15 protein-coding genes are annotated in these 12,887 nt (G+C 38.2%); 3 read left to right on the top strand and 12 right to left on the bottom strand.

What is annotated here, in order from left to right; all coding sequences use genetic code 11:
- The 6 genes from AC6I3O_RS09900 to AC6I3O_RS09875 form a co-directional block, all read right to left on the bottom strand.
- Positions 1 to 1,548, bottom strand: coding sequence for a dynamin family protein (locus tag AC6I3O_RS09900; RefSeq protein WP_497850747.1), 1,548 nt, complete (start codon positions 1,546 to 1,548; stop codon positions 1 to 3).
- A gap of 13 nt (positions 1,549 to 1,561) precedes the next feature.
- A complete protein-coding gene (locus AC6I3O_RS09895; RefSeq protein ID WP_497850746.1) occupies positions 1,562 to 2,011 on the bottom strand; it encodes a hypothetical protein in 450 nt (149 codons plus the stop codon).
- A gap of 67 nt (positions 2,012 to 2,078) precedes the next feature.
- Entirely contained in the window at positions 2,079 to 2,690 is a 612-nt protein-coding gene (locus tag AC6I3O_RS09890; protein WP_497850745.1) for a hypothetical protein, read from the bottom strand.
- 12 nt (positions 2,691 to 2,702) lie between these two features.
- Positions 2,703 to 5,660, bottom strand: coding sequence for an ATP-binding protein (locus AC6I3O_RS09885; RefSeq protein WP_497850744.1), 2,958 nt, complete (start codon positions 5,658 to 5,660; stop codon positions 2,703 to 2,705).
- Between the two features lie 103 nt (positions 5,661 to 5,763).
- Positions 5,764 to 6,195, bottom strand: coding sequence for a hypothetical protein (locus AC6I3O_RS09880; RefSeq protein ID WP_497850743.1), 432 nt, complete (start codon positions 6,193 to 6,195; stop codon positions 5,764 to 5,766).
- Positions 6,196 to 6,415: 220 nt separating this feature from the next.
- Entirely contained in the window at positions 6,416 to 7,390 is a 975-nt protein-coding gene (locus AC6I3O_RS09875; RefSeq protein ID WP_497850742.1) for a helix-turn-helix transcriptional regulator, read from the bottom strand.
- 200 nt (positions 7,391 to 7,590) lie between these two features.
- On the opposite strand from AC6I3O_RS09875, the gene AC6I3O_RS09870 reads away from it, so the two are divergent.
- Positions 7,591 to 7,803: a helix-turn-helix domain-containing protein gene (locus AC6I3O_RS09870; protein WP_497850741.1), complete on the top strand. Its 213-nt coding sequence runs from the start codon at positions 7,591 to 7,593 to the stop codon at positions 7,801 to 7,803.
- A gap of 116 nt (positions 7,804 to 7,919) precedes the next feature.
- Here AC6I3O_RS09870 and AC6I3O_RS09865 read toward each other — a convergent pair whose 3' ends face one another.
- The 5 genes from AC6I3O_RS09865 to AC6I3O_RS09845 form a co-directional block, all read right to left on the bottom strand.
- Positions 7,920 to 8,201, bottom strand: a complete 282-nt coding sequence (locus AC6I3O_RS09865; protein WP_497850740.1) for a hypothetical protein — start codon at positions 8,199 to 8,201, stop codon at positions 7,920 to 7,922.
- A gap of 136 nt (positions 8,202 to 8,337) precedes the next feature.
- The gene (locus AC6I3O_RS09860) at positions 8,338 to 8,811 is read right to left on the bottom strand and encodes a JAB domain-containing protein (RefSeq protein ID WP_497850739.1); all 474 of its coding nucleotides are present in this window, start codon (positions 8,809 to 8,811) and stop codon (positions 8,338 to 8,340) included.
- A gap of 78 nt (positions 8,812 to 8,889) precedes the next feature.
- Positions 8,890 to 9,375: a PIN domain-containing protein gene (locus tag AC6I3O_RS09855; RefSeq protein WP_497850738.1), complete on the bottom strand. Its 486-nt coding sequence runs from the start codon at positions 9,373 to 9,375 to the stop codon at positions 8,890 to 8,892.
- Positions 9,368 to 9,622 (bottom strand): UPF0175 family protein, encoded by a 255-nt coding sequence (locus tag AC6I3O_RS09850; protein ID WP_497850737.1) that lies wholly within the window; start codon positions 9,620 to 9,622, stop codon positions 9,368 to 9,370. Before AC6I3O_RS09850 ends, AC6I3O_RS09855 begins: the two co-directional genes overlap by 8 nt.
- A gap of 118 nt (positions 9,623 to 9,740) precedes the next feature.
- On the bottom strand, positions 9,741 to 10,259 hold the full coding sequence (locus AC6I3O_RS09845; RefSeq protein WP_497850736.1) for a sigma-70 family RNA polymerase sigma factor: 519 nt from the start codon (positions 10,257 to 10,259) through the stop codon (positions 9,741 to 9,743).
- Positions 10,260 to 10,347: 88 nt separating this feature from the next.
- On the opposite strand from AC6I3O_RS09845, the gene AC6I3O_RS09840 reads away from it, so the two are divergent.
- A complete protein-coding gene (locus AC6I3O_RS09840; RefSeq protein WP_016220920.1) occupies positions 10,348 to 10,635 on the top strand; it encodes a transposase in 288 nt (95 codons plus the stop codon).
- Positions 10,632 to 11,549 carry an IS3 family transposase gene (locus AC6I3O_RS09835; protein ID WP_016220921.1) on the top strand — a complete coding sequence of 306 codons (918 nt, stop codon included), beginning with the start codon at positions 10,632 to 10,634 and terminating at the stop codon, positions 11,547 to 11,549. Before AC6I3O_RS09840 ends, AC6I3O_RS09835 begins: the two co-directional genes overlap by 4 nt.
- 210 nt (positions 11,550 to 11,759) lie before the next feature.
- Here the strand turns inward: AC6I3O_RS09835 and AC6I3O_RS09830 are convergent, their stop codons facing one another.
- Positions 11,760 to 12,881, bottom strand: coding sequence for a ParB/RepB/Spo0J family partition protein (locus AC6I3O_RS09830; RefSeq protein WP_497850735.1), 1,122 nt, complete (start codon positions 12,879 to 12,881; stop codon positions 11,760 to 11,762).
- Between the last annotated feature and the right edge of the window lie 6 nt (positions 12,882 to 12,887).

Here is a 12,887-nt window from a genome sequence, read left to right as displayed (position 1 = left end):
CTATTTTCCACTATTTGACTTGTTTATGAGTTTTGGCAAGATTGCATCCAATCTTTTCTGAGTATTTGTTTCGACACTCTTTAAAATACTGGTCAATTGTTGTCTGCAAGCAGTAATTTCTTCGTAATTTCTCTTTTGTTCCTCTACTTTAGCCTTCATCTTTTCAATATCCGCATTTGAGATCTCTATAACTTCTTTAGTTTCTTTTTGCTCATCTTTTGCAATGCGTTTAAGAGTATAGACAATATCCAAATATTTCTTTTCAATATCTTGACTTAAAAGGATTTGATAATTTTTTGCAAGTTTATCTGTAACAATCGTTCTTATATTTTCTATATTAGTAAGCTTCTTCATTTTAGGTAATGAATTTTTTATACCGTTGATATCTAACCCCATACCTAATGCGAACTGCTTCAATGTAATCATATCTGATTCATCTAAATAATCAAAATCCCTGCACAAATTATAAATATGCGCTGCCGAATGAATGATATTAGCATGTGCCATCTCTCCAGTATCAAAGAAGCCTTTTCCAACTAACCTTTCTTCCAACCATTTTTTCTGTACGTTCCAATCTTCAAAAGGCTTATTCAGCTTGTCCCAATGCGTAGCTATAATATGGACTTTATTTTTGTTGTGCGAAGAAAAAGAAAAAACAGAGGATATCGTTTCTATCTCATCCTTCTGAACCTTTTGTGCATCCACACACACAAATACTGCATTTGCCTTTCTTATATACTGCCTTGTAATTTCTGAACGATATGCCACGGGATCTGACAATCCTGGCGTATCCACAAATACTACCTGTTTAGGGAAATTCTCCGATAGGGAAGAAATGCCAACTTCTATTTCTTTCACAAAATAATGTTCCGCACTCCTTGACGAAGACCAAACCGAAAGTTCTTCTTCTATCTCGTTATTAGCAATTTCCTTGTAAACAGGAGCGTGGTTTACCCACTTATTCTTACATTGCTCTGCATTCAGCTCATTATATTCTTTCATAAATGCATCTGCGCCTGATGTCCTGGAAGCCCATAGCTGTTCCCATTCTCCCGAAGTGTAAAATGTGACCCGTACATAATCCTTAGGACTGCTTCTGAACTTTGTTAACGCAGCTGTTTCCGGCGTTACAGCCATTGAAGCATAGTTATGCCCTAATAAAGAATTTATTAACGTAGATTTTCCTGTTTTAATCGTCCCTACAAATGCAATTTGAAACTCTGGTTTTGTACATAAATCCAAGAAATCCATCATTTTTTCAGATATGCTTCCATTTTCCTGTAACTCTGGGAGATCCATCAAGGCTTTATACTTTTCAACTTTTTTCGTATACAAATCCACTATATCATTCCATACAATTCTACTATGCGGCATCTTATCGAGGTTTTCAATAATTCTCATCATTTTAATTTCCTCTCTTTCATAAACAGAACTGTCAGAAAACATTGAAGAATCCAAAATAGATCCACATTTCCTGCAAAAATATCTGCCTGAACTGTTTATTTCACCACATTTCTTACACTTTATATCATATCCCATTTCAATCATCCTCCATATCATCCTATTCAATATACCCCATTAATTCATCCTGATTAATTGTATATCCAAGTAAGCTAAATTCTTTTTTTTCGAGAACACTATTTTTTACGGAATAATTTTTTCCATCAAAATTTATTCCATAATCCGGTATGAGCAATTTTTTATCTCTTTTAAGCTTTTGGAATATTTTTATCATTAAATCATCTACGGAATATTTCTCTTTTGTATAATCATGTAAAATATTCTTCAAAACATTTGATATTACTGTATCTTCATTATCAATAATAACAAAATCAATCTTTGCTGTTGTATCCATATTATATTCATTTTTAAGATAATCCATCAGTCGCTCTATATGACTTTTTGAACTATTAATATTATAAGAATACTCTGGATTCCCTTCAATATATACTCTTTCAAATGCCCCGTTATCTTTTTCATATAGATATAATTTGTCTTTTCCTATAATCATAAAAAAAGTCTGCATAAATTCACCTTCCCTTTTTACCCCTATATTTCATATAATTTATATTGTACTCCTATTTTCTGATTTCCAGTACGTTTTTCAGAGCATCCTTATCTGAAAGATTAGGGTTGGTTGTTTTCTCAACCGTTGACAATGTATCTATAATGTCCTGCAGCTTCATATCATCCTTCTCCGAACCATCTATATATCCTAATATACTTGAAATATACTGGCTATCCGTTTCCACTAATTTTGCAATTTCCTTCATCTTTGGTTCTGTAAAGAAATCTGGATTCTGCCCAACTACAATACAGAAATCCTCCATTGGAAAATCCTGGTATTTCTCAATCATAACTCCTGAAGCCAATTCCATGCCCTTTTTTATCTTTTCTTCTTCCGATATCTGCTTAGATTTTTCCGGATCCAACTCATAATTTTCAACATCCCTTACATATTCGGCATACGAATCATAATCTGCTGGATTATATCCACTCTGTATCGCCTTATCTCCAAGTTCTTCAGTTTTTATCTCTGGTTTAATCAATCCCAATGCTTTACCTAAACTTACTAATGCATTCCCAATAGCTTTTAATCCTTGGATTGCAAGCCCTATTACTGCTACTGACTTCACTACCGTTGTTGCCGCTGTTGCAATTGCTGCGATTGCTCCTAATATAATTGACATATAAATTCTCCTTTACATTAAATATGTAGTTACTTCCTTCTTTTCATAAATATCATCATCACAAAAATTATTATTATAAAATGTATGGACAAAAAAATCTTTTAATACTGATACTCTTTCTTCTTGGGTAAACATACTGGATCCTGCTTTACCGGAAAGCATATCCCGATGGATAATGAGCTTCTCCCATACCTGCGGCACTTCCATATTAGAACTGTTCGCTGCAGATGCTATCTTTTCCTTAATTTCCGAAAACTTTCCTACGTCCATTTTTAGTTTTCTAATCATATTTGCGACTTCATTATATAAGGGATAAATAGCCCTTATTTCTGCTCTTTCATAACATTCTCCCAAATACCCCTTATCTATACATTGTAAAAATCTGTTTTTCACAACATCGTTCCCAATTTGCTTCTCAGTTGTATCGCTTACAGAAGTAATATGCACATGCACAGGTTTCTCGGTTTGTTCAGAAAATACAATTGCATTACCGACATTCAACGCCGACAAATATTCTTTTTGCTTATCATCCATAAGCATGGTATCACCAACAGCCTCTTTGTCATCTCTTGCCAAAATTTTATGTATAATCTTAGTATTTGTATTTTTCAATACTTCGGAAACAAGTTTATTGGGTATCTGATCCACAATAATAAGTCCTTCTCCATATTTCCGCACCTCCGCCAACAGATCCGAAAATGTTTCTACTGCACTCTTTTTAGAACCGCTATCACCATATTCAACTTTTGATAACAGCCTGTGCGCTTCTTCAATCAGAGTAAGATGTCTAAATTCGGGATTTTCCTTATGCTCATCTTTTATCACTGCAGATAATCTGCTCAAAACAAATCCCATAAATAGAGCTTTATCTTCTGGAGACTTTAATTCTTCCATTTCCAGGATGATATTATTTCGTGCAATAAACCTAAAATCCGTAGAACGTTCACAGTTCAACATGCTTCCCTTTGAACCTACCGTCAAATTTGACAAGCGGCTCACTAAAGACCCAATATAATCTGCCTGCATTTGCGCACTAAATTTCTTACTTTTAACAACTACTTCCATTTCTTGAAGCAAATCGGATAATATTGGGAAACTATTCTTACCCGGTTCATATGGATCCTCTCCATATGATTTATTTGTATTCGTATTTACATCCCATCCTTTTTTTTCATAACACTTATAGATCGCTTCCTCTAATATTTGAGGCATGGAGGCTTCCATCGGAAATGCAGATGTAAACGTTGCTTTAATCATATCAACATGTGCCGAAATAACTTCTCCTTTAATCAATTCAAATGGATTAATCCTAAAGGGAGCGACTGCTTCATTACCAAGGGTAAAAACAACTATATCGTTATCATTATTTATAAGGGTACGATATTCTGTTTTTGCCGGCTCAATTACTAAAAATGGCATATTCGCTTCTGAGAGCAGCCTATGACATGTAGTGGTTTTTCCACTTCCCGTAACTCCAGCAATAAATGTATGCTTTGCCATGCTATCCTTGGAAAGATAAAACGGGATTTGCAAATCACGTCCTTTTTGAACCATTTTCCCAAGATTAATTGCTGAATTTTTATCGATATTTTTCTCATTTAGTCCAAAACCAACGCCTTCCTTGAGCGTGAGACCCGGGACTTCTTTCTGTGGCAGGCCTGCAATCAGACTGATTTCATCCGTAGTCAGATAGGAATTGAGGCCAACATATTTCCCATAACACGGCCTGCCCAACAATAACAATGCATCATCCAAGCGATTTTCTATTATCTGATATTGATTTTGATAAGACTTCAAAATATTTTTATTCTGAATTTTGCTTAAATCAATGCTTTGCGAATATAAGGGGCTATACGATGAATTATTACCTTGGAATAATGACATGATTCCAACTTTTAACCTGTTCGCATGTGTAGGCTTTTCTGCCATATAGTATATGGCAGATTTAAATAATCCCTTACTGTACCCTGTTTTTAATCTTTCCAGCAAATCCTCATTAATGTATTTCATTAACTCTTCCGCATGTTTATTCGCAATCTCAACTGTTACAGAATTTGAGGAACCCTTATTCATGCTAATCCCTTGATTTGATCCCTCTTGGTGATCTCTGCTCTCTCCCTTGGAATTCTGTTCAGCACTCCCTCTGTTAGTATTTGATGTTGAATCGCCTCGTGAATACCCTTTAGTTTCACTTCTGCTATATCCCCAATTTTTATTTCTGGAATTGGACTCGCTTTTCCCAAAACTGATTGTCTTTGCATCATTTTCAGCATGCTGAATAGTCCTCTTTGAGTAAACGGATAAACGATTATATAGTTCATATACATCTTCACGTATTTCAAGCACTTCTTTTTTAGAAACAGGTTCACATACAACAACTAACCGCCATTTTAATCCAAGCATACTGTTTACAAGCCTATCAATTCCTTGAAAATCGTACTCACCTCCCATATCTTTTTCATTTATTGAAGGTATTCCAATAATTGTTCCAGCATTTTCATAACTTTGAAGCCCCCTACCAACTAATTGCTCCAATTCATGCTCGTCCATTTTCTCCAATATGCTTCCACCAAAATTTCCCTCAAATACATTTGCAATAATCTTTCCATAATTTCCTACCGATAATTTATTTCCTAAGACAGCCCGATTTTCATTTCGGTTTTTTACAACTCCTATACATAATTCAATTCCCTCCTCTGTTCCTGTAAGAACATACACAAAGTTGAACGCTGGGTTATCTAAAGATAATAAAACATTTTCAAAAGCTTCTCTCCGTGGATAATCCTCGTCAAAAGATAATTGTTTTATTCTGTAAAAGCACACTTCATTCTTCTTCAGTTCACCATTTTGGGGAAAATCAAATTTCTCTATTGACTCAATTACATTACTTGAATTAGCCATTTGCAAGTTACCAAATAACTCCAGTATTTGATTCGATTGAATTAGTTCAGAATTGATTTCATTTTCCACTTTATCTTCCCCCTAACTTTTCCTGTGTTTTTATGTATGCTTTGATTTCTATATTCATACATATATTAAACAATACATTTTTTGCAGCTCGATTACAAAAATCCTACATAGAAACGATATGAACTTCTCTGTCTGCTACCATAAAGGATATCTTTTCTTCCAACATTCTTTTTCTCTTCATACCATTCAACTTTTTAAAATAGAATACAGGTATTACTTTTTTCGTTTCATCTACAATCCATTCACAAATATCTTTCATATTCTGAATACTAATAAACCCTTCAACTTTTAATTCAATAAATGTCTTATTAAAATATTCGTAATGCCTACCTTCGTATATTTTTAAATCATTCAAATATGCAGCTATTTCATCTGAAAGAAGATTCATTTGTAAATATGCCTCTTCTTTATCTTTCTCTCCTATTAAATCAAGCCCATCTAAAATATTAGATATTAAAGATAACTTTAGTAAATCCTCTATGGAATCCAATCTTTCACAAATCGCTTTTATATTAAAGTGCGTACTATTTTCCATTACTATCTCTTCCATTATATTTTTAATTTATGAATCTATAGATTACGCTTTCCCACATCAAGACCACGAAGCACCCTGCATATTTTCTTTTCTACATTGCTTTTCACTTCTTCTCCACAATATGTAGGGATAAATATAACCATCCTCTTTCACATCTATTACTCTATAATGAATGCGTTCAAAAAAATAATTATTCACATGCCACGTTTCTGCCGTTACTCTATGGCTTTTTCCCATACATTTCCTTCATCGCACGTATTTCTATCTGCATATCATCCACTAACTCCTTTGGACCCAGCACCTTCACCCACCTTCCCTGCGACAGCAATTCCATAATCGTCCCTCTGCTATACTCTACCATTGCCGTAATCTCTGCCGCTTCTCCATGCTGGCGGACAACGCTTGCTGTCGGGAATTTATCTAATACGGCTTCTACCGACGGACCTGTATAGAGGAAACGGATTTTCATGGGCCGTCCCATAAACATTTTTTGATTATATACTTTTGCTTTTTCCAGACGCCGCCTTTCTTCAATCTCAATGGGAATCCTCTCTTTTCTCTCATGGATTTCTGCGATTCTATCCATCCGGTAATAAATCACCGCCGAATTTTCCATATCCCCACGGCAGGCCAATAGGTAAAAATAGAAGCTGGAAAACGTGACTGCTATGGGATAAATCCATCTTTCCACCCGTTTTCCATTTAATTTTTTGTATGTAATCTCCAGGCTCTTCCCTTCTTTTATCCACTCCTCCAACCGCCACACGGTATCGTACAAATCAAGGCTGCTTTCCGTATTTACCGGACAATAGTATTCCATCTCATTTTTCCAAAAATCCCGAAACAGTTTTTGGTCTGCATGGCTGCTATATACCGTCAGATTGGCAGTCATTTTCCTTAATTCATCCTTCCCAAATACCCTGCTTCCTAATAAGATTTTCAGAATGATGAGAAGTTCCTTTGCCTGAATCCCCCCTCCTGCGCTCAAAACATAGGAATGTTTCTTTCTGTCATACAGCAGTTCTACATTCCCTACCAGTTCCCTGTGCTCTGCCAGAAAAGAACGGATGATACTGATATCCCTTGATATGCTCTTTCTTGCCACCTGGTATTCTTCTGACAGCTCTGTAACGGAAACTTCATTTCCGGAATAGAGCCTATATAAAATCGCTAAAATCCGGTTCTTCTTTTCCATCTATGCTTTCCCTCTTTTATCATTTCACACTTCCTTCATCCTATTTTCCAAACATATATTCCCAATTCGGTACTCATGTACACATTATATGATATTTACATTAGTTATTCAAGCATAATTCATTTATACATTAGCCACGTAGAAATAAGCTATGCAAAAATTTGTTTTTCGGTGATAATTGTTAAAAAGGAGGACGCCCTATGGTTCGTTTACGAGTGCTAGAAATCTTAGAAGAACAAAACCACACCAAATACTGGCTTTACAAGCAGATGAATCTGAGCTACCAGAATTTTAACCGCATGATTACAAACCAGACCAGTTCCATCCGATTTGAAAATCTGGACTTGCTAAGCAACATTCTCCATTGCCCTATCGGGGATTTGTTTGAAAAAATAAATGACCACATAGAATAACCGGTAATTCCATGCTGTCGTTTCCTAAGGGCTGTCACACGAAATCCCAGAATACATGGTTCGTTCTATATGAAACCATTCTGCAATTTCCCCTGTGCAGCCCATATATCAACAGCTTACTCTTGATGGCTTTCCCCAATGCACTCCATAAACAGGAAATAGGCGTATCTGAATCCTCTCGTAAATCCACGCTCTTCTCCCATTTCACATGCCATAAGAACCATATCCCTTATTTTTTCGGATTCCTTCTCTCCAAAATCTTCTTGAACATTTCTCAAAACTTCCTCATGGAATTTTGTTTCTTTCCTGCCGTCTTTATCCGTGATCATTTTATCAAGATGGTTTAATTCTGCTATCATGTCATTCATATAATTGTACGGAGTCTTATCTACTCCCATTCTCCTTTCCCATACCGAATCCATCATTCTTTTTGTATTTCTATTTCTGCTTGTCCGGATTTTGCATGCCTATTCTACCAAAGCAAACAGGACACACCCCTGTCCCTCTGAAAAATTCGCACATAATTATATCATTTTATCTTTCATTTCCCTTCTCCAGCAAGCCCTCTGTCCGAAAACTAAAATACCCGTCCCCCACAATGATATGGTCCATCAACGGTATCCCAAGGAGTTTTCCCGCCTTCTCTATCCTTTTCGTTATCTCCATATCTTCATCACTCGGCACGCACCTTCCCGACGTATGGTTATGCACCATCACAATCCCCGCCGCATTTGCCAGAATCGCATGTTTGAAGATTTCCCTCAGCTCTGCCAGAGCCGCATTCACCGTCCCTATGGACACCACCTCGATTGCCGCCAGCTTTCCTATATTATCCATGGACAACACCAGCAAATGCTCCCTGTCTGCCCCTGCCAGAAACTTCCTTGTAAATGCCGCAACTTTCTCCGGCTTGTCAATTTCTTCCATCGCATATGGAAGCTCTCTTTCCTTAACCATTGTTATCCTAACAAACGGCACATAACTCTTATCTTCTGCTTTTTTCTCCATCCTATCTCCCTCTCCTCCAGAGAATTTAATAAACAAAAAAGCCAGAACACTTCCGTTCCAGCTCCCAATAGAATCTTTTCATTTTTCTCCAGCCTGTCTCAAAATCATTTGTTCTATGTTTTCACTGATATAAAATCCTTTCATTTTCATGCTTTCCAAAATAGGTTGGACCTCTGTAATCACTCCGCTTGTTTTCGCTTTTAACAGCACTCCGACAGTTCCGGTAACTGTAAGCCCTAAATATTTCGCCGTCTTCTTTGCCGCATTATCATCTATCACAACCAAATCTGCCTTTTCATTCTCCTGTGCAAGAATCATCACCTCTACTTCCCCGTCATGGAGTTTAGCCTTGTACATCTTTTTATCAGAATCGTTCTTTATCTGCTCTACGTGAATCCAGTCCGCCGATACAATCTGCTGACAAGCAGAATCCTTTTTTACTGTTACTTCTGAATACACCGCCTGCGGAACAACAATTTCCCCATACAATTTTTTTAATATTTCCAGCTTTCCTATATTACAAAGAATAATCAGCGGAGTAGAATTTACAATCACTCTACGCATTTTCCAATTCCTCCAGAAATTCTTTTTCATTGTCAAACTGGAAAATAGAAATATGATTTTTTCCCAGATACCTGATAAACTCCTCTTCTGTCATTTCTGCAATCTGCGCACAATAACCAATAGATACGCCGCTTTGGGAATAATATCCCAATGCTACCGCCCGCTTTGCAAATTGACAGGCTTCTTCCCTGCTCATGCGCGTATCAAATAAAACCGCTTCCGGTATCTCTATCGCCACTTGACACATACCATACCTCCTCCTATCTTCCTTAATTATGAAAAAATTGATTTTAAAAATATTATACTTGAAAACATCATTTTTTAACACCCTCTACGAAAAAATTATGAATCAACCATGCCGTCCATCAAATCAACGCCAATGCCCGGAACCTTTTTCTCATCCGAATCAGCCTCGCAGAAACTCCCCGCATGGTAATGTTGCAATGCTCTGCAATCTCCCGGTAAGTATATCCTGCCGCCCTCATACAGACGACCTCCTTCTCCTTTGCCGTCATATGGGACATCAACTGCTGTAACAGCGCCCGATGTTCCAACTCCACGGCAACACGGTTCATCTGTTCTAACACCTGTTCCCTTGAAAGTGCAGGTTCGTAATCTTCCCGGTACGTTCCCATAGGGGCATTTCGTTTCGGGCAGTTCCGGTAAATATATTCGTTTATCATGCTATATCTCATTTTCCTCCACGCAATGGATGAAAACGGATACTTTGATAACTCCGGTTTTTCCAGAAACTCCTGGACTGCTTCCAGATATCCAAAGATTACCACATCGTAAAACTCAGACCGTTCTAAATGATTCTTCCAAAGAAAGCGTTCCACCAGTACATGGTGCTGTTCTGCAAATCTCTTCTGTTCCTCTGTCAATATACGTGGTGTTAGAATATAATTAGTACAAGTTAGACATGGAAAATTCCCAACAGGAAAGTATAATAGAACAGATGGAGGAATGAACATGGCTACACAATATACAGAAGAATTTAAGAATGATGCAGTAAGGTATTGGAAGGAACATCCAGAGCTTGGGATTGCTAAGTGTGCAAAGAATCTGGGGATTAGTAAGACAGCTCTTTCTAACTGGAGAAAGATATATGATGCAAATGAGGGGACAGTCCCAACCAGAGGAAGGGGGAATTTTGAGAGTGATGATGCAAAGGAACTTGCACGCCTGCGTAAAGAGCTACGTGATACACAAGATGCTTTAGATATCTTAAAAAAAGCAATCGGCATACTGGGAAAATGACAGAGGCTCTCTTCCTGGAGACTGCCCGGTATGAAGAGCAGCTTCTGGAAGAGGGGAAACGCCGGCCGAATGTCTCTGGTGTGCTGAGGATCTTAGGTGTTTCAAGAAGCGGATACCTTGCATGGAAAAACCGCCTCCCTTCCACCCGGGAGAAGAGAAAGGAGCAGATAAAAGAGAGGATCGTTGAGATTTATCAGGAATCCCATCAGAATTATGGAGCCCCCAAAATAGCAGAATGTCTGCGCAGGGAAGGAGAAAAAATAGCAGACAAAACAGTGGGGAATTATATGAGGGAATTGGGGATCAAAGCACAGTACGTGAAACCTTATACCGTTACAACAATCGAACCGGATCTAAGCAGTAGGCTGAGAAATATTCTGAAAGAAAAATTTAATCCGGAAGAACCGGATGCAGTCTGGTGTTCGGATATCACTTATATCTGGACTTACGAGGGCTTTGTATACTTAACGAGTATTATGGATCTGTACTCGAGAAAGATCATCTCATGGGTATTAAGTAATACATTAGAAGCAAAACATGTCGTAAAAGCGGTAGAAAAGGCAAAAAGAAGGAGGAATGTGGAGAAACCCTTAATTCTGCATACAGACCGGGGGATCCAGTATGTGTGCAGGGAGTATGTAGAGGCAACCATTGGAATGAAGAGAAGTTATTCGAAAAAAGCGTATCCATGGGATAATGCCTGTATTGAATCCTTTCATGCATTGATCAAAAGAGAATGGCTGAATCGATTTAAAATAAAAAATTATGAACATGCCTATAAATTGGTATTTGAATACATAGAGACATTTTATAATACGGTAAGAATCCACAGTCATTGTGGATATCTATCACCAAATGAATACGAGAATGTGTATGAACAGAAATTGAATAAGATGGAAAGATTGGCTGGATAAAAAATGGAAGGTTGTAAGAAAAGTTCACTTTTAACTTGTACTTTTTCTTGACATAGTACCAACGCATATTTTTCATCTGTATTTCTTCTCCCTTCCCAAACAGCACAAAGCCGGAACATTTCTGCCCCGGCTTTGTGATTTCTTATCTCGCAATCTGTTTCTACCTATATACATGGTGTCCAAATTGGACACCACATGGACTTTACCTTTTCAAACTTCCTCCTGACACCGTATCATAATATCGTGAAGCAGATACAAATCTTCCTCACTTACACAATCCGCCCGGTTCATAATCGCCCTTGTGAGGAATACCGCCCACTCAACGTCTGACCATTCTTCCGGGGTGTCCAAATTGGACACTTTCTGCATTGCCTCTATAACTGCTTCTGTAATGACCGTCAGGCTTACGCTTTCCCTGCCCCACTCCCGCAATATCTCCTGATGACGGTTCGCTTTCTTAAATTTCCTTATGTTTCCGCCCTTTGCAGTCTGTCCGGTCTGCTTTTCTTCCATTTTGCCTGTAAAATCATCCCTTTGGATTTCTTTCCCGTTTTGGTGCTGTAAATCGGTGTCCAAATTGGACACCACTGAAAATCCCTTATTTTTTCTTCCATCTTTTCCTTCTCGGTTCTTCATTGCCCTCTCTGTGACCTCCTTTGCTTTCATGCCGCCTTCTTCCGCCGCTTTCTCTGCAATGGCTTTCTGTTCTTCTTCTGATAATTTCGACGCCTCATACGCCGCACTGATATTCAGGGTTCCTTTCCGGAATTCTTCCTGAACCTCTGGCACCGCATGATTGTGGATACTGTCCATCCTTGCAATGCCGGAACTGCTTTCATTCATAAGGTCTGCCACGATATCCCGCAGCTTTCCCCGTATCTCCAATCTGTCCTCATCCCTTGCTTTTATCAACGCCTCTTTGAGTCTCTGTGCCTGTTGGGTCTTTTCCCATGGCGTCAGTTCCCGATTCAAAGCATTTCCCATCAGAAGGGACAGTTCCAGCATTGCAGGAGTCATATCTTTGTAAAGATAACGCACCTTCTCGTATTCCCGATACCCTCGTTCAAGGTTCTTGATATTCGCAAGGTTCCTCCTATGCCCACTTACGATACGGAACTCCCCATTCACTCTCGCCAAGACCGTCGGCTGCTGCTGTCCCACCGCAAGAAAGCTGTCTGCAAGTTCTTCTATGTTCTCTTGAGAGTAGAAATTACTCTCCGAAGGCTTCACATCCCTGGGGTTCAGCCATATCTCCTTGTACGCATTCACTGTCTCTGACCCGGACTCCTTTTTCTTAATGTCTATCAAATCGTTAATTCCAAATTTCGCCATGCCCCA

It is taken from the genome of Sporofaciens sp. St.21A7 (assembly GCF_059728535.1).
Note: the sequence above shows the minus strand (reverse complement) of the source record. Positions and strands in the feature narration are given on the sequence as shown.

Coding starts and splice junctions, on each gene's coding strand:
- AC6I3O_RS09900 (WP_497850747.1), bottom strand. CDS start 1,548: ATGATTGAAATGGGATATGATATAAAGTGTAAGAAATGTGGTGAAATA.
- AC6I3O_RS09895 (WP_497850746.1), bottom strand. CDS start 2,011: ATGATTATAGGAAAAGACAAATTATATCTATATGAAAAAGATAACGGG.
- AC6I3O_RS09890 (WP_497850745.1), bottom strand. CDS start 2,690: ATGTCAATTATATTAGGAGCAATCGCAGCAATTGCAACAGCGGCAACA.
- AC6I3O_RS09880 (WP_497850743.1), bottom strand. CDS start 6,195: ATGGAAAATAGTACGCACTTTAATATAAAAGCGATTTGTGAAAGATTG.
- AC6I3O_RS09875 (WP_497850742.1), bottom strand. CDS start 7,390: ATGGAAAAGAAGAACCGGATTTTAGCGATTTTATATAGGCTCTATTCC.
- AC6I3O_RS09870 (WP_497850741.1), top strand. CDS start 7,591: ATGGTTCGTTTACGAGTGCTAGAAATCTTAGAAGAACAAAACCACACC.
- AC6I3O_RS09865 (WP_497850740.1), bottom strand. CDS start 8,201: ATGGGAGTAGATAAGACTCCGTACAATTATATGAATGACATGATAGCA.
- AC6I3O_RS09860 (WP_497850739.1), bottom strand. CDS start 8,811: ATGGAGAAAAAAGCAGAAGATAAGAGTTATGTGCCGTTTGTTAGGATA.
- AC6I3O_RS09855 (WP_497850738.1), bottom strand. CDS start 9,375: ATGCGTAGAGTGATTGTAAATTCTACTCCGCTGATTATTCTTTGTAAT.
- AC6I3O_RS09850 (WP_497850737.1), bottom strand. CDS start 9,622: ATGTGTCAAGTGGCGATAGAGATACCGGAAGCGGTTTTATTTGATACG.
- AC6I3O_RS09840 (WP_016220920.1), top strand. CDS start 10,348: ATGGCTACACAATATACAGAAGAATTTAAGAATGATGCAGTAAGGTAT.
- AC6I3O_RS09835 (WP_016220921.1), top strand. CDS start 10,632: ATGACAGAGGCTCTCTTCCTGGAGACTGCCCGGTATGAAGAGCAGCTT.
- AC6I3O_RS09830 (WP_497850735.1), bottom strand. CDS start 12,881: ATGGCGAAATTTGGAATTAACGATTTGATAGACATTAAGAAAAAGGAG.